This window comes from Halalkalibaculum sp. DA3122 (assembly GCF_043951865.1).
Lineage (GTDB): Bacteria > Bacteroidota > Rhodothermia > Balneolales > Balneolaceae > JAMQKA01.
Window position 1 is genome coordinate 26,050 of the sequence record NZ_JBINJF010000019.1, and the last position, 17,543, is coordinate 43,592.

A 17,543-nucleotide genomic window follows, 5' to 3' on the forward strand; every position below is an offset into this window, starting at 1 on the left:
ACCTCAGTTGTGGTACAACGCATCATTCTTATCAAGATGAAAAAGGGTTGACCTGCACCCCGTTGCGCGTTACTTGACGACCGACTTCACCAGGGTTTACTCCTGGAGGGCGTGATATGCTACTCATCGTTGTGAAAAGTTGTACTGGCGTCAGATTTAGAATCATAATTTTTGGACAGCTTGGTTGAATATTCCAATATGGACAAGAGTAATATTTTAGTCGTTAATTTTCACAAACTCGTCAGGGATGGTATTATATCCATGCTTGAAGCGACCAACACCTTCAACGTTTTTGAGGCCCAGCGGAAATCCAGCATTCACCAGGTTTGTCAAGAACAGAAAATTGATATCGTCATCTATGACGTGCAGATTTCCAATATTGACAGCTTGTACCTGACAAGAGAGCTCAAGGGTAATTACCCGGATATTGAGATCCTCACTCTCTTTACGACGGTAGACAAGGAGACCATCAAAAAGCTGCACAGCGAAGGAGTATCCGGCTACCTGCTGAAAGACTCCGGGCGTGATGAGCTGCTTGAGGCGATCGACACCCTGCTGGAGGGCTCCATGTACTTCAGCGACAAGATTACGCTGACTGCCATACAGATACTGGACGGTAATTCGCAAGCAGATGGCAGCAGCTCAAACTCTCACCCGCTGACGGATCGCGAGCTGCAGGTACTCGACCTGATCGTAAATGAATTTACAAATCCGGAGATCGCCGAAAAGCTTTCCATCAGTGTCCGAACGGTCGATGCCCATCGAAGAAACCTGCTGCAAAAAACAGGCGTCCGCAATACGGCCGGCCTGGTGCGGTACGCACTAAAAAACAAACTGGTGTGAGCTGCACAGTACAGGAACAGTATACCGAAATTGCCCATTTTTTATGCAGCTGACGGTAATCTTGTAGTCTTATCTTCTTCATTTGGTGAATTTGAGGATTTTTTGTTGCTTCGGGTATGCTCGCTCGACCAACAAGCTTTGGGAAACCGCCTGGCTCATATACCGAGTTCAAATTGCATTGCGAACCTTCATCCGGGCAACGTCCTGAAAAGCAATAACATTCTTACAATTCACCATATGTACTACCTGTCGGTTTATCTTCACATCCTGTCTGCTGTATTTTGGATCGGTGGAATGTTATTCACCATTGCCGTTCTGGTACCGGCATCGAGAGACCGATTGCTGGTAGAAAAGAGAGGAGCTTTTTTTAAGCTGATTGGAGAAAAATTCAGCCGGATTTCCTGGATTTTATTCCTTGTCCTGATAATCACCGGCATCACCAACCTGACCAGCCGGGGCATTCCCGTGAACAGCCTGCTCGACTCTGCCTTCTGGCAAGGGTCATTTGGTTCCAGGTTGTTTATTAAGCTGCATCTTTTTGCCGCGGTACTGGTTTTAAGCGGAATTCACGATTTCTACGCCGGTCCGAAGGCCGCCCGGTTGATGGATAAAGATGAATCTGCCTCAAAAACCCACTTGTTCAGAAAGATAACTTCCTGGATCGGCAGGATAAATTTTGTATTGGGGCTGGTAATCCTCTATTACGCCATTCGCCTGACGAGGGGCTAGTGTAGTTATCGGTTAATTGGTATAGTCGTTATTAGCCTGCCATTATTTTCTGCATTTACCACCTTGTCATGTCTGTTTTTCGTAAAAATCTGCTTCTCCATATTAACCGGAAACATGTTGCCCGATAATCTTAACAATTTTGCCAGGCTGATCCTGTAGCTTTTCTCGCTGGTGGACGATCTCCCCTTCTCTGTTTAAAACCGTAATCATATTGGAATGGGTAAAATCCGTTTCGCTGATACGTTTGTATTTTACCCCCAGCAGTGCCGCTATTTCCAATACATCCCCCTGATTCCCGTTCAGCAGGGTCCACTCATCGTCAGAAAGATCATTTTCAATCGCAAATTCAGTGAGTCGGCCTGGCGTATCCCGTTCGGGATCGATGGAGATAATAGTGAAATTGGTTGCGGACCGGGCTTCTGCCGGCAATTGATCCCGGATTCGTTTCATATCCGCCAGTATACGGGGGCAGGCATGCTCGCAATGGGTATACACCATAGCAACAACCTGCACCCTGCCACGGAGAGTTCTCAATTCCACGGAATCACCGTGGCGGTTATGCCACAGGCTGCTCACGTTATAAATCGATTCGTCCGTGGGCTCCCCCGAATCCATCTCCATATTTGCATGGGCTGCATGTTCCCCGTTTGACCTATTCATCTCATCCGGTGGAGAGTGCCGGGGGGCGGTGTCCTCTCCCCCCGTGCAACTCCCAAAGATAACAGCGATACTCAACAGAATGACAGTTATGATATGGTACTTCATAGTTAAATTAATTTATTCTTTGTCCCGGGCGCATCGAAATCCCAGGTTGCCTACCGCGAAGTCGGCTTCCAGGCTACCCCGAAAGGCGTAGCGCAAAAAAGCGGCGTAATTTGCCTTGTCGGAATCGGCAGCCGCAGAACTTCCCGCAGCGCAGTAAAACTGTTTCAGCTCTCCTTCATCAGCGCGGGATTCTCCGGTAATAAACACCGTATTAAAATCCTGCACCCATTCCCAAATCAGCCCGTGCATATCATGCACACCGTGGTAATTGGGCTGTCTCTCCCCTACAGCAGGCATTTGATCAGGGTTGGGGCGACTGTACCAGTCCAGGATTTTACTTACAAAGGCTTTATCCCGACTTGCCAGCGGTTTTACAGCACTGGCTGAAGCCACATACTCCCACTCGTCCAGGGTGGGAAGCCGCGTCCCTTTCCATCGCGCGTACGCACGTGCCGCGAACCAGGAAACATTCGTCACCGGGCTATCAGCGTGCACGTTTCGCCCGAGTTCAAGATCCGTCGCCCAGTGGCGGAGATAGCTATCGCCGGCAAACACACTTTTTACCCGTGAACGCCGCCATTTCTCATTCTCTTTCACAAATTCCAGGAATTCGGCGTTGGTTACCGGGTGGATATCGATATAAAAAGGGTCAACGGTTACACTGTCGCCGGTAGAGCTGTAAAACGGCATAAAGGTATCCTGTTCAACAGCAACCATCCCCTCCGGCTGTGCGGGGGCCGACTGATACAGTAGTCCCCACAGGAAAACTGCCAATATAAACAAGGAGTAAATTTTCATCATCTAGCTATTTAAGGATTTTGGAAACTATACCTCGTTAGCAACCAAACGGATTCAACAGAGCTTCCGCTCATTTGCCGAACATTTAAAAAAGCCACCCTTGCGCATGCAACGTGTTCCTTAAAAATTATTCCACCGGACCCTCGGTGCGAACGCGTTCCACATCCTGCGGGGTGACCCGGCCTCCATCGTTGTCAAAGCTGTTGAGTATATAGGTGATGACGTTGGCAACCTCCTCATTCGTCAGGTTTTGCCGGGGCATGATTCCGTTATAGGTCTCCCCGTTAACCGTAATTTCACCGGAAAGCCCGTGCACCACCGCGCTGATCCCGCGATCCGGATTCTCATTCAGGTAGTCCGAGTCGGCTACCGGGGGAAAAGCGCCTTCAATACCTGAACCATCCTGCATATGGCACGATTGACAAACAGAGGCATACACCTCCCGGCCGTATTCAATCTGCTGCTCAATTGTTTCAGCTACGGGAATCGTCCGCTCTTCTACCGGAATTTCCTGGGTAGCTCCCCCCTCCGGCTGGTACACCTGTTCCAGCTGTTGACCGGTAAATACGTTTTCATCTTCTTCGCCCGAGACCGCCAGCGTTGCGAGCGCTCCCTTGTTAAACGCACGGAAAATGGCGTGATCTACCAGGATATAATCTCCGGGCACTTCCGTCTCAAATTCAACAATCGCCGATCCCCCGGCCGGGATAGAGGTCGTTTGCACATTTTCCTGGATTCGGTCACCGCCTTCGTAATGGACCTTGTCCAGGATCTCCCCGATAACATGGAACGAAGAGGTCAGGTTTGGTCCGCCGTTTCCGACAAATAGCCGCACCTTGTCACCGCGCTCCGAGGTGATTGCATTTGAACCGGTCATCGCCCCTACAGCACCGTTAAAGACCACATATTCCGGATCCTCACTGATCGCCCGGTCCATATCAAACGGCTGCAGGCCGCGTTCTCCATAATCCCCTTCGGTATAGAACTCACTCTGCATCACGTAGTACTCTTTATCCACTTCCGACAGTCCCTCGGCCGGTTCAATCAGGATGAGCCCGTACATGCCGTTGGCGATATGCATGCCCACCGGCGCCGTTGCGCAGTGATACACATAGAGGCCGGGATTCAGCGCCCTGAATGTAAATACGGTTTCCCGCCCCGGGGCTGTAAACGTTGACTCGGCGCCCCCACCCGGACCGTTAACCGAATGCAGGTCAATATTATGGGGGAGCTTGTTATCGGGGTGGTTTTGGAGGTGGAATTCAATCATATCCCCCTCACGGGCCCGGATAAACTTGCCCGGTACCGACCCTCCGAAGGTCCACATGGTATAGGTGACGCCATCGGCAAGACGCATCTCCTCTTCGGTCACCTCCATATTGACAATCAATTTTGTGGCATGATCACGCTCAATCGGAGGGGGAACATCGGGCGGCAGTGTCAGCTCGGCGACTTCTTCACCGACAATCTCCGCTGTTTCCGGATCAAAATCGTTATCTGAAGAGCAACCGATAACTAATCCGGCTACTATTAGTAGGCAACAACTCTGCAATATTGTTCTGTGAAGCATGACCATCCCCGTTTTATTTATGGTTTAATAAAATGCCTTGTAACATCCTGTCTGTCACCGGTATCCCAACCTCCAGTTTCGTGAAAACTGTTTCCCAGGACTCTGACCAGGAAATCATTACCTCCGCACAGTATGACAGGTGGGCTTGAAAACTTTTGGAAGTGAAAGGCGTACGTTATGATATCCCTTCTGAATATATAGCATCTCAATCCTCCTTTGACAATATTATGAAAAACTCGGGATTATGAAACGCTGTTTTGCAATTTGGACTCTGTATAAAAAACAAGCACACCTGACCCCGGTCCGATGAAAATTTCGATATTGAGGGATTAAATCTTATTGATACCATCCCACTCCCCTTTTTCGCTGATATAACTAAGCTTGTCGCCAGCCCAAAATACAGTTGAAAATATGGGTAAATCTGATTATCTATAAAAGACAAAATAGTCTTAATACCAATTAAATTCAGCGGGAATGTCAACTGGGGATACCTCTGCCAACGACCAAAAATGGACCCGTCCATTGCTCATTACGGTTGCCGGGTTTCTTTTATTTGAAATGATAACCGGCCTTATAATCTATTTTTTGCCGTTCGGCATCCCCGCACAGGTGTCTATCATTATTCATACCGCGATCGGTATTGCCTTTTCAGTTCCCTACCTGGTCTACCAGGTGCAGCACTGGCGGGCCTACCGGCACCGGCCGATGAATGAAATTAAGTTGACCGGCTATATTTCAATGGCATCGGCCCTGGCAGCTATCATTTCGGGGTTGGTGATAACCTGGCAGGCGCTGTTTTCAACCGCCGTAAGCACGGCCTGGGACAAAATCCATATCCTGGCCACGTTTATGCTGCTGGCCTCGGTATTGCCACACGTGGGATTAATTTTGATCCGGGACTACAGGGCGCGGAAAAACCCGCAAATGAAATCCAGGATTCGATCCGAAAAAGCGTTCGGCATCAACAGCCTGCTGGCAGTGACAGCCCAGTTTGGTCTCGTGTTCCTTTTTATCTACGCTTTTGAACCCGTAAAGCTGAACAACGAACTGCCGGAAGATTATCACCACCTGAACGAAAGCAAAAATCGGCCGTTTGCTCCCAGCCTGGCCACTACTACCGGTGAAGGTATCGACGATCGGCTGCTGGGCGGATCCGAATCGTGCACCACTTCCGGCTGCCACAGCGAGATTGGGAAAGAGTGGGAAGCCAGCGCACATCGCTACGCGGCGGAAGATCCCATCTTCCGGGCGATCCAAAAAACGATGGGGGAACAGAAAGGGCCGATTTCAACACGCTATTGCGGGGGATGCCACGACCCGATCTCCCTGTTTTCGGGTACCAAAAACCTGTTCAGCGACAGCCTCACAAATAACGTTGGTCTACAAGAAGGGATTTCCTGCGTATCATGCCATGCCGTAAAAGAAGTGGACGTGTCGGGCAATGCCGACTATACCATCGCACCGCCCGAACGCTACATGTTTGAACTGAACGACGGCAAGGCAGCCAAGGCGATCAGTGACTTTTTGATACGGGCCTATCCCAAGAAACATGTAGAGTCCTACCAGCGTCCCCTCCTGAAAACGCCGGAATTCTGCGGAAGTTGTCACAAGCAATATATCGACGAAGAAATAAACAACGTGGGATGGGTGCAGCTGCAGAACCAGTATGACAACTGGCGAAAGAGTCGCTGGAATCATCCCAAACAGCCGATGAAAACGGTGGAATGCCGCGAATGCCACATGCCGCTCGTTGCTTCCAGCGATCCGGCCAGCGGAGATCCCCTGGATTATAATCGCTCAGAAGATGACGGCACACATCGCAGCCACCGCTTCCTGGGGGCCAACCAGATGGTGCCCGGCATGCTGGACCTGCCCGGGGCCAAAGAGCACCAGGAGCTGACGGAGCAGTGGCTGCGCGGGGAGTTCGAAATCCCCGAAATCGCCGACAAGTGGGTTTCCGGTCCCTCGGTTCCCATCGAGGTTATGGCCCCCTCCCGTATTGCTCCCGACGCCGACCTGGAATTCAACGTTACGATCACCAACAACAAGGCGGGCCACAACTTTCCCACTGGGCCGCTTGACATGATCCAGGCCTGGCTCCAGGTAGTTGTGACCGACGAGGAAAGGAACCCAGTCTACACGTCCGGCATGCTGGATGAAAACCACTTTATAGAACCCGGTGCCTTTATTTTTAAAGCGGAGCCGGTGGACCAGTACGGCAATGTTATCGACCAGCACAACCTGTGGGAGATGGTGGGCGTCCGCTACAGCCGCGCAATCTACCCGGGCCACTCGGATAATGCACAGTACACCATATCGCTACCGGATTCCGCGGGGGCGCGGCGTTCTGTAGCCCTGAAGGTGAACTCGGACCGGGTTGCCGGGGTGACTTCTCTCCATATCACGGCACGCCTGCAGTACCGCAAGATAAACCAGTACCTGATGAACCTGATTTTCGAAGACCACGAGGAGCAGCCCACCGCCCCCATTACCACCTTGTCGGCTGACAGCACGACCGTGCATGTCACAGCACCCCTTTCAACCCGTTAACCCTTCAACGCCATGTCCAGACGCCAAAGAAAAATTATAATGACCTCGCTGTTCATTACGGCCGTTTTCCTGCTCTCTGCGTGGTTTCTCTGGGAGAATGACCCCACCCCGCAGCGATACATCCCGGGCGAGCAGGTGGAAGGCGTAACCACCCGCCTGGATCGCAGGGTGCCCGACGACTACCGGCCGGTTACGTTCCGGGATGCCACCCGGGAGTCGGGGATCGACTTTTCCCATTTTAACCATGAACGCACCTCGCAGCTGGCGGAGGATATGGGATCGGGCGTGGCCTGGTTTGATTATAATAACGACGGGTGGGACGACCTGTTTCTCGTAAACTATGCAGAACCATTTACCGAGGAACCGGTCTCGGATCTCGCCCCCGGCAATCGCTGCAAACTGTACAAAAATAATGGAGACGGCACATTTTCGGACGTCAGCCGGCAGTCCGGGCTGGACCTGGCGATCCGCGGTATGGGTGCGGCTCCCGCCGACTTTGACAATGACGGCTGGACCGACCTGTTCGTAACGGCCTACGGGCAAAACCGGTTGATGAAAAATAACGGCGACGGAACCTTTTCCGATATCACCGGCCGGGCCGGGCTCAGTGACTCCGAACAATTCTGGGCCGGTGCATCATGGGGCGACTACAACCGCGACGGGCACCTGGATCTTTATGTCACCGGCTATGTTGATTATGAATACCTGAACCTGCCCGCCGACAAGCTGGCAGCCGAGGAACCGCCCAGTATCAATCCGTCCACGTTTGAGCCGGTGGGCAACCGGCTGTACCGAAATAACGGAGACGGCACTTTTTCCGACGTGTCGCTCCAGGCGGGGGTGACTAACGAGGCCGGCCGGAGCCTTTCTGCCTCGTGGGTGGACCTGAACCAAGACCTGTGGCCCGACCTGTATGTAGCCAACGACGTTTCGGACAATGTGCTCTATCTTAACAATGCCGACGGAACCTTTACCAATGTAAGTCACCGTGCGCACGTGGCAGATTACCGGGGCGCCATGGGGCTGGCCAGCGGCGACTGGGATAACGACGGGGACGCCGACCTGTTTATCACGCACTGGCTGGCCCAGGAAAACGCCCTTTATACCAACCGCTGGAGAGATACGCTGCAAGCCGGCAGCGGAGCCGGACGCACCCTTCGGTTTACGGACGATTCGGCCAATCACGGGCTGGGACAGTCGTCCCTGGACTTCGTGGGCTGGGCCACCTCGTTTCTCGATTTTGACCTGGACGGCCGCCTGGATCTTTACGTGGTAAACGGCAGCACCACCCAGTACCCGGGCAATCCCGAGCGACTGAAGCCGATGCCGGATCAGCTCTTCTGGAATGCAGGGCGAAACCGGGGCTTTTATGATGTGTCGTCGCAGAGTGGTCCCTACTTCTCCAAAAAATTTGTGGGCCGCGGGGGCGCCGTATCGGATTACGACCGCGATGGAGACCCGGACCTTTTTATCCTGAATCACAACGATCAGGGGATTCTGTTGCAGAACAGTGCAGCGCGCGATCGAAACTGGCTGGCCGTAACACTGGAAGGCACATATAGCAATCGATCGGCCATCGGAGCACACCTGCGGCTGGTCAGTGGAGAGATGGTGCAGGTACGGCAGGTGGGATCACAAAGCTCCTATCTCTCCTTTAACAGCCTGAAACAATATTTCGGGCTAGGCACCCGTCAACGGGTGGATACCCTCTCCATCCGGTGGCCCAGCGGTAAAACCGATACTTTCCATAACCTTGAACCCAACCAATTCCTCAACATCACTGAAGGTCATCCGGAAATTTCTGCCGTATCTCTAAAATGAATTCCCATATGAAAAAAACCTGGTCCATCATCTTTTCGACATTGGGCATCGCCTTTTTGGTAATTACCCTCTTTAAGCACGTCCCGGAATCCAAACCGACGTTCCGGGAAGAAGCGGCCAGCCAGGAGAGCAATAGGAATAATGAGCAGGTGGTTGAATTCTGGGAGCTGTACAACAAGGCTACGGACCTACGTATTGCCGGGAATTATCAAAAAGCGGCCAAATACTACCGCGGCGCCCTGCAAAAAGATCGGGAACATCTAAATACCATCTATTACCTGGGAAGCATGGAACTGGCCCTGGACCATTTTGAGAAGGCGGAAAAACGGTGGCATTCGCTGATTGATCAAAATCCCGCAAGTGCACGCGGTCACGTGCAGCTGGGAACAATCTACAGCTGTCGCCGGCCGGACAATTCACTTTTTGACCTGACAAAAGCGGCCCGTCATTTTGAAAAAGCGTCCAGCCTGAATCGCGAGATTACCGGTCCCCTGCTGCAGCTGGCTAAAATTAATATTTTAAAGCGGCGGTATGCCGAAGCGGAACAACGGCTGCAAGAAGTGACTCAAAGCAATTTCCGGAGCCTTGAAGGATTTTTCCTGCGGGGCTACCTTGCTTGGAAAGCGGGAAATACCGCGGATGCACAACGTCATCTTGATCAAAGCCGGTCAATAGCCAAAGGCAGCGAAAAATTTGCCAACGTCGGGGAAGGGACGACCAATTCCGGAGAAGACCCGATGTTTGACGAAACCGGCCGCTGTGCACTCTTTTCGTCTGAAATCCATTCGCTCTTAACTACCAATCGAAGTCGTTCTATAACTGAACGCTACCGACAGTTTGAGGATAAACTGGATGCATATAATTAGCCCGGATTGATCCACTCATCTGCCTTCAAAATCCAGCATCCAGATCAGGATGGGGCATCCCTCACCCGCGTAGCATGTAATGGAAGGCTTAACAAAGGCGTTACGAATTCATTCAATCAGATCGGCTTACTCCGGTATGGTATTTTCAGTCGGGTGACGGCGAACCTGGAGTTACAAGGAACCGCACGGAAAAAAGAGCATAATTCGTCTCACTTATCCGGAAGTGGGATCGCTCATGGTACCGGCAAACAGGATCGTCTGCGATTCAACTTCACGAATCACGTAGAAAAAGGGGCGGTTAAACCGAACGGTCGTCGTTTGGGGCACGCTGGTAATCCCGATGCCCACGGATGTGGCAGCAGCCGCTTCGGTTCCCTCCTCGTCGACACGAATAAATGTCTTGTGGCGCGTTTCGCTGATATGGAGATCATCACTTTCGGGATTTATTCCGCTAAAATCGGATTCCAGCGGATCAAAGGCATCGGTAATGCCCATATCCCGGAGCACGTCCCTGAATGCGTCGATCTCGTATTCCATCTCAAATTTGGGCAGTTCCAGGTTGAGCGTGGTTTCACTGAAACCTTCGGTTACCTCCTGCCACCTGTTCCAGTCCAGATTACCGATCCAATCTTCCAGTTTCATCGATTCATCCGGCAGTACCAGGGTCATCGCAAATCCGGCATCGCCGTAGTACAAATTAACCGCCTCGTAGTTATCGCCCTTTTTGTAGAGCATGCCGTCCTGTTGCTCCATTTGCATCATCTCCGACTCCACGCTGGATTCACCGGAGCGGTAGAAAGGCTGTTGACGGGTGTTTTCCGGGTCAAAAGGATAAGTCCAGTTGCCCTTAAAATATATAGCATTAGCCAGGTACATCACGGTGAGCGGGTCGATTGGACCCTGTACAATGTTGTTGATCAGTCCCCCGGTTTTGTCATCCACCCAGCTGTTGATTCGACTTACTGTTTCAGGATCCGCGAAATCAGCCGCTTCAATGGTTGCATCGTAGTAGAGCTGGTTGGTCTCCAGGAACTCATCTTCCACGGAAAACGTATCCCGGTACCAAATTGCATTGGCGATCTCAAAACGCACGTTGTCATCGAACTGTACCAGCAGGTCCATCAGTTCCCGGGCCGACTGGTTGACCTCTTCCCGGCTCATCCCGCCCATCCCGAATGTCTCCCGCATCTGCGTATAGGTTTTGGATCCGGCTCCGTTCATGGTCATTCCGTAGGCCATCAGGATACTCAGGGGAGAAACGAGGTGATTGCTATTCGGATCCTTGTCCACCAGGTGCCTCACCAAATCGAAACCGAATCTCCCTCCCCCGTTTACCAATTCAGTCTCCTGCTGCGTCAGCGCGCGTGGGAGGTCCCGACGCTCGAACTGGTTCGGTTGTGGTTCTGCTGTGTTGAAGGCATTACAACCTATAACAACAAAGCAGGCAAAAAATGTGGCCAAAAATTGATTGATACGCATTCCCGTTGGGAGTCTTGTGCTGTTTGATTTACGTCGGTGCGGTTTTCGGGTTACCCAACCTGTGATATTGGTTGTACTGTTTATACACTTTACCAAAACGGGATAACTACCGCTTTATTTAGCCTGCATTTCTCACCAAGAAATTGGTTCGTATGCAAGGCGAAGTGGTAATCGCAAGCGAAACGTATATTGATACGTTAAGTGCGCGATTACCATCTTTAACTAGCAGACGGGACAATTTCCTAGCCCGCTACAAACTGTTATAGCATGTTCAGTTTTAAAATCAATGCAACTCACTGTATATCAAAGCATTATGAGAAATTTATATTCATTTTTGTGAGAAATACAGGTTAGAGCGTACTCAAAAGTAATTCCTTCCTCTGCTGCCTCATGTTATTGGATGTGCATTGAAGAGGACTTTGCAAAACCGTTGTTTTGGTCAACATCGGTAGTTTCGCGGATTTATAATTGCATCTTTACCAGCGTTGGTTTCCCAGCGGACCGAGTTCAATGGTTTAGCACAGGCGCGGTTTGGTTATTTGTGAAGAGGTTACTTGTTAAAGACAATTAATTCCTGACAACCAATAACTAATCTCCGGCGGTGTATATTGCGGTTCGTTTTTTTGATCATTCAAAAAACGAACAGGGAAAGTCGGTAAGGAAGCTTTAATAAGAAAAAGAGCCCTTCATCCAGGAGAATGTAACTCCCCGGGACGGAAGTGCTTCTGGCTGAGTACCATATAGCAACAGGATCTCCAATTCCGAATCGGAAAAGCAGACATCAAAAGGGATGAATAAATTTATATATTGACTAATTCACAACAGTATTCCCACGATAAAATCCGTTATGCCACATGGCGCTTACTTCTGATCAATATTCCCGTCTCCTCCAGTTCCTTGAGCAGACAGATTCATATCCCCACCAGCCGGAAGAGGTGAAGCATATTCAAACCCACATCTCCCATGTCTTTATGGCGGGGGACTACGTGTACAAGATAAAGAAACCGGTCGATTTTGAGTTTCTCGACTACAGTACACTTGCAAAGCGCAAACATTTTTGCGAGCAGGAGGTAACACTAAACCGACGTCTTTGCGAGGATGTCTACCTTGGTGTAGTACCGATCGGCAGGACAGGCGGCACATTCGCGCTGGAAACACAGGAAGCCGATATCGTGGAATACGCGGTAAAGATGAAAAAACTGGACAGTGAGTATTTCCTGCACACATTGATTGAACGAGACAACCTGACCAACGATCACCTGGAGCGCGTTGCCGACAAGCTGGCATCGTTTTATACCGCTCAGCAGCCGGACGATCAGATCCTTCAGTACGGTACCATTGAAAAGGTTAAATTCAACACCGACGAAAATTTCAGGCAGACCCGCCCGTATATTGGTGAGACAATTGATCAGCTCTCTTTTGACGCCATTCAGGCATACACCGACAGCTATTTTAAATGGCGGAAGAGCCTGTTTCAGCGCAGAATTGAAGAAAACCGGATCGTTGACGGGCACGGCGACCTCCACCTCGACCATATCCATATCACCCCCGAAAAGGTTCGGATCTATGACTGCATCGAATTTAATGAACGATTTCGTTATGGTGACTTGGCCGCCGACCTGGCATTCCTGGCAATGGACCTCGATTTCAGGGATCGCTGGAGAGAGGAGCGCTATTTTGTGAACCGGATGGCCGACAAGCTTGACGATCCCGATCTCCCCGGAATACTAACGTTCTACAAATGTTACCGCGCCTACGTCAAGGGAAAGGTCAAGAGCTTGCAGAGCGGAGAAGAGGAGGTACCCCGGGCGGAACGCCGGGAGGCTGCCGGGATCGCCCGCCGATATTTTGATCTTTCGCTGCGCTATGCCCTGCTGGGCTCGGAACCGACGGCCTGTATCGTCATGGGGCGGATCGGCAGCGGCAAGAGTACATTGGCCGAAATGATGGCCGAGACGCTTTCACTTCCGATCTTTTCATCCGACCGCATACGTAAGTCGATGGCGGGCCTGCCGCTGCACGAGCGAACGCCGGATGAAACCCGCCCGGACCTCTACTCTCAGGCGATGTCTGACAAGACCTATAATGAACTTCAACAGCGGGCGATCGAACAACTGAAGCAAGGGACAACAGTCATACTGGATGCGACGTACAGCGATCGGCAAAGCCGGAAAAATCTGGTGGAGCTGCTGGCCCGCCATAATATGGATTACCTGTTCATCGAGGCGAACGCCTCGGACGAAACCATCAAGGAACGGCTGAAAAAGCGGGAGGGTGGCCAGGTGGTATCGGACGCCCGGCTGGAAGATTTTGAAGCGCTGGATCAAAATTACACTCCGCCGGCGGAGATAGCGGCCTCACACCTCCTCTCTGTCAGTACGGAACAACCGTTCCTGGATACCCGCGAAGAGCTCTACCGAAAGCTGGTAAAGCGCCACCTCGAAAAAGAGAAAGATACATAATACTACTGGTCCCTGGTCCCTCGTCCCTTCGGCAGATAACTTTACAGAGAGCCGACCACGGTTTGCTCAATCGAAAAATAGATGCTATATACCCTGAGTAAGGAAAATGTGGAATTTATAAGGCATTTACCGGTCACCGGATTTATTATTAAGAGGGTTTTTAATAAACGGTTTTGCCAAGATCTTTAGAAATAAAAAACAGGGATGAGGACAACATGATGATTAAAACACGTATCGGGGTTATCGTCTTAATCGCAATATTGGGCTGGGGATGCAGCCCGGAAGAAGAACCTTCAGTGGAACGACCCAACATTTTATGGATCACCAGTGAAGACAACAGCCCCTACCTGGGCGCCTATGGAGATTCACTGGCAGATACCCCGAACCTCGATCGACTGGCCGAGCGCGGGACCGTGTATGAAAACGCATTTGCCACTACCCCGGTCTGCGCGCCCTCGCGGTTCACTCTTATCACCGGGCTGTACGCCAACGCAATGGGTACCGAAAATATGCGCAGCACGTTTCCCATTCCCGAACAGATCCGGTTTTTTCCCAAGTACCTTCGGGATGCAGGGTATCATACCACCAACAATGTAAAGAAGGATTATAACACGATTGATCAACCCGAAGCGTGGGTGGAATCCAGCGACAGCGCCACCTATAAAACACGGGAGCCGGGCCAGCCCTTCTTCCACGTGCGTAACTTTACCACTACCCACGAGAGCCGGCTGCATGATCCCATTGATACACTGATTCATGACCCCGAAGAGATGGAGCTCCCCCCATATCATCCGGCAACCGCGGAGATAAAGAGAGACTGGGCCCATTATTATGACCAGATTACAAAAATGGATACGCAAGTGGGACAGGTGCTCGACGAGCTGGAGGCTTCGGGGGAGGCGGAAAATACGATCATTTTCTATTACAGCGATCACGGTGGCGTGCTCCCCCGTTCAAAACGATTTATGTTTGAATCGGGGCTGCGCGTGCCGCTGATTGTCTATTTCCCGCCGAAATATGAGCACCTGGCCCCGGAGCGGGACCGGACCGACCGGCTGGTCTCGTTCGTGGATTTCCCGAAAACCGTATTGAGCCTGGCCGGAATAGAGCCGCCGGAGTATATGCATGGCAAAGCGTTCCTAGGTGAGTATGAGGATACCCCGCGAACCTACGTGCATACCTACCGCGGGCGGATGGACGAGCGTTTTGACCTGGTCCGGGCGGTGCGGGACAAAGAGTATCTCTACGTGCGCAACTATATGCCGCACCGAATCTACGGGCAACATTTGGCATATCTCTGGCGGGCGCCCTCGATGCTGAGCTGGCACCAGCAGTTTCTCGGGGGAACCCTGGATGACACCCAGCAACGTTTTTTTGAGACCAAGCCGGCCGAGGAGTTGTACAGGATAGATGCCGATCCGCACAACGTTAACAATCTTGCGGGAGATCCCGGGTATCAGGAGGTCCTGCAGCGAATGCGCGAAGCCAATGCCCAATGGATTCGGGAGCAGCAGGACCTGGGATTTATCCCGGAAGAGACGATCGACTCGCTGCGCGGCAACCGACCGTTGTATGATGCGGCCCGCGAACAGTCGATGCCGATCGATGAAATTATTGAGACCGCGGAACAGGCTACCCGCAATGCCTCAGACAACCTGGAGTTTTTGGCCGAACAGATGGATCATTCCAACGGGGCCGTCCGTTTTTGGGCTGCCACCGGGTTTTCTGTAGCCGAGCGCCAGGCGCCACAGGTGGAAGAAGTCCTGAAGCGTCACATCGATGATCCTTCGCCTGCAGTGCGCGTAGCCGTGGCGGAAGCGCTGTACCGGCATGGATTCCGCACCGCCGGTCTGGAATTGCTGGAGGAATCGCTTCAAGCCGACCATCCTTTTGTAAAACTGCGGGCGCTCAACACAATTGAAGCGTTGGAAATAGAGGCGCTCCCCGGCCGCATGGAGCAAATGATACAGGACCTGCCCGGGATACATGATGACGAGTGGGGCACCGATTACTATATCCGGCGGGCGGCGACATCCATAGTTGGCGAATAATCTCGGTTGGAATATTCGCAGGAGGAGTGCCGGGTAGCAAGTAATCCTAAAAAAGAGATATAACCAATACGTTTTTTGTTCTACCGGTAAACCTGCGAACTAATACACTAAAAACAGGAGAACGATGAAAAAAATGAAAGGGTCACTGTCACTTGGGCGTGTAAAAGGTATTCGCATCCAGGTGCACTGGACGTTTCTACTGCTGATTGGATGGGTGGTATTCCTGGAGTTGAGCAGGGGCAACGATCTGGCCGCCATTTTCTGGAGCATCGGTTTTGTAATGGTGTTGTTCGGTTGTGTCATTGCCCATGAACTCGGACATGCCCTGACGGCCGCTCGATACGGCATAGGCACCCGGCAGATAACACTGTTGCCGATAGGCGGAGTGGCCAGCCTCGAGTCGATGCCGGAGAATCCGAAAGAGGAACTGCTGGTAGCCGTCGCGGGTCCCGCGGTGAACCTGGTTATCGCCCTCCTTTTATACCTTGTGGTCCCGGTTGGTGACTTCATAAGCCAGGATCCGGCTCAGCTGGAAGAGACGCTGAGCGCAATCAACGCGGGTAATTTCCTGTTTTACCTGTTTTCAGCCAACCTGATGCTGGTACTTTTTAACGTCATTCCGGCCTTCCCGATGGACGGGGGACGAATTCTGCGAGCTCTTCTTTCAATGAAAATGAACCGGATGCAGGCTACCCAGATCGCCGCCTGGCTGGGACAGATGGTGGCCCTGTTCTTTTTCCTGTTTGGCCTGCTGTTTAATCCCATCCTGGTACTGATCGGGGTCTTTGTGTTCTTTGGAGCGCAGGGCGAAAACATTATGGTCCAACAGATGACGTTGCTCAAAAATCGTTCGGTTGCTGAGGCGATGATGACCGACATTACGGTCCTGGAACCGGATGATCCTCTTTCCGAGGTGGTCGATCTGGTGCTTTCAGGCACAGAGCGCGATTTTGTGGTAGCTGCGGACCGTCGCGTGGAAGGCGTTCTGTATCAAACGGACCTGGTGGCGGCGTACCGGAATGGCCGGGGAGATGCCCGGGTAAGAGAGATCATGAATACCGATGTTGAACCGCTGCATCCCGATGAACCACTGAGCGAAGCATATATCAAAATCCGGTCAAGCCAAAAGGGGTTTTTCCCTGTTGTGGACCGTCAGCAGCTGGTGGGAGCGATAGATCAGAATAATATAAATGAGTTTATCGTCTTCAAGTCCTACCCCGGCATCACCGATCGAGCGGAAGTTCCCCTGAACACCTAGTGTCGTTATAGAGGTTTTTGAAAACCGTTGTTTTGACCAATCATTGTATTTTCGCGAATTTGGAATCCTTACTTATAGCTAATAAGCTCCGGTTTCAAATTCGCTCAACCTATGACCTTGACCAAAACCCCTGGTTGTTCAAAGCCCTCTTAGTAAGTAATGGATCGATGCTTTCCTAAATACCTGGAAGATCTGTCAGAACATGCAGACCACTGATATAATACTGGTGTCACGTCAAATCCCGGAGTTCGGTCTGTTGGATACCCCCGATCATGCCGAACCACGCAGGCAGCTGGGAAAGATACTGTTAGAACTACTATTCTGCGGTAATCTACAGCATCAGTGTTATCT

Annotated in this window: 12 protein-coding genes; 8 read left to right on the forward strand and 4 right to left on the reverse strand. The window is 51.5% G+C overall.

Translation table 11 applies throughout. The annotated features are described in order from the left end of the window. The first annotated feature begins 198 nt into the window (after positions 1-198). Both ACG2F4_RS12860 and ACG2F4_RS12865 read left to right on the forward strand, forming a co-directional pair. Positions 199-843 carry a LuxR C-terminal-related transcriptional regulator gene (locus tag ACG2F4_RS12860; protein ID WP_395261282.1) on the forward strand — a complete coding sequence of 215 codons (645 nt, stop codon included), beginning with the start codon at positions 199-201 and terminating at the stop codon, positions 841-843. A gap of 237 nt (positions 844-1,080) precedes the next feature. Then, the gene (locus ACG2F4_RS12865; protein WP_395261283.1) at positions 1,081-1,572 is read left to right on the forward strand and encodes a DUF4149 domain-containing protein; all 492 of its coding nucleotides are present in this window, start codon (positions 1,081-1,083) and stop codon (positions 1,570-1,572) included. Between the two features lie 102 nt (positions 1,573-1,674). On the opposite strand, the gene ACG2F4_RS12870 is transcribed toward ACG2F4_RS12865, so the two are convergent. From ACG2F4_RS12870 to nirK, 3 genes are all read right to left on the reverse strand, one after another. After that, positions 1,675-2,337, reverse strand: coding sequence for an SCO family protein (locus ACG2F4_RS12870; RefSeq protein ID WP_395261284.1), 663 nt, complete (start codon positions 2,335-2,337; stop codon positions 1,675-1,677). Positions 2,338-2,349: 12 nt separating this feature from the next. Beyond that, on the reverse strand, positions 2,350-3,138 hold the full coding sequence (locus tag ACG2F4_RS12875) for a formylglycine-generating enzyme family protein (protein WP_395261285.1): 789 nt from the start codon (positions 3,136-3,138) through the stop codon (positions 2,350-2,352). Between the two features lie 124 nt (positions 3,139-3,262). Beyond that, entirely contained in the window at positions 3,263-4,705 is a 1,443-nt protein-coding gene (gene nirK / locus ACG2F4_RS12880; protein WP_395261286.1) for a copper-containing nitrite reductase, read from the reverse strand. A 474-nt stretch (positions 4,706-5,179) separates the two neighbouring features. On the opposite strand from nirK, the gene ACG2F4_RS12885 reads away from it, so the two are divergent. From ACG2F4_RS12885 to ACG2F4_RS12895, 3 genes are read left to right on the forward strand one after another with little or no spacing between them, the layout of a single operon-like run. After that, complete coding sequence (locus ACG2F4_RS12885) at positions 5,180-7,255, forward strand: multiheme c-type cytochrome (protein WP_395261287.1); 2,076 nt, start codon at positions 5,180-5,182, stop codon at positions 7,253-7,255. Positions 7,256-7,267: 12 nt separating this feature from the next. Next, the gene (locus ACG2F4_RS12890; protein ID WP_395261288.1) at positions 7,268-9,076 is read left to right on the forward strand and encodes a CRTAC1 family protein; all 1,809 of its coding nucleotides are present in this window, start codon (positions 7,268-7,270) and stop codon (positions 9,074-9,076) included. 8 nt (positions 9,077-9,084) lie between these two features. Continuing rightward, positions 9,085-9,942 carry a tetratricopeptide repeat protein gene (locus ACG2F4_RS12895; protein ID WP_395261289.1) on the forward strand — a complete coding sequence of 286 codons (858 nt, stop codon included), beginning with the start codon at positions 9,085-9,087 and terminating at the stop codon, positions 9,940-9,942. Between the two features lie 213 nt (positions 9,943-10,155). Here ACG2F4_RS12895 and ACG2F4_RS12900 read toward each other — a convergent pair whose 3' ends face one another. Further along, positions 10,156-11,421 (reverse strand): serpin family protein, encoded by a 1,266-nt coding sequence (locus tag ACG2F4_RS12900; protein WP_395261290.1) that lies wholly within the window; start codon positions 11,419-11,421, stop codon positions 10,156-10,158. 854 nt (positions 11,422-12,275) lie between these two features. On the opposite strand from ACG2F4_RS12900, the gene ACG2F4_RS12905 reads away from it, so the two are divergent. From ACG2F4_RS12905 to ACG2F4_RS12915, 3 genes are all read left to right on the forward strand, one after another. Beyond that, positions 12,276-13,883: an AAA family ATPase gene (locus tag ACG2F4_RS12905; protein WP_395261291.1), complete on the forward strand. Its 1,608-nt coding sequence runs from the start codon at positions 12,276-12,278 to the stop codon at positions 13,881-13,883. 215 nt (positions 13,884-14,098) lie between these two features. Then, entirely contained in the window at positions 14,099-15,934 is a 1,836-nt protein-coding gene (locus ACG2F4_RS12910; RefSeq protein ID WP_395261292.1) for a sulfatase-like hydrolase/transferase, read from the forward strand. A 124-nt stretch (positions 15,935-16,058) separates the two neighbouring features. Further along, on the forward strand, positions 16,059-17,192 hold the full coding sequence (locus ACG2F4_RS12915; protein ID WP_395261293.1) for a site-2 protease family protein: 1,134 nt from the start codon (positions 16,059-16,061) through the stop codon (positions 17,190-17,192). Positions 17,193-17,543 lie beyond the last annotated feature (351 nt).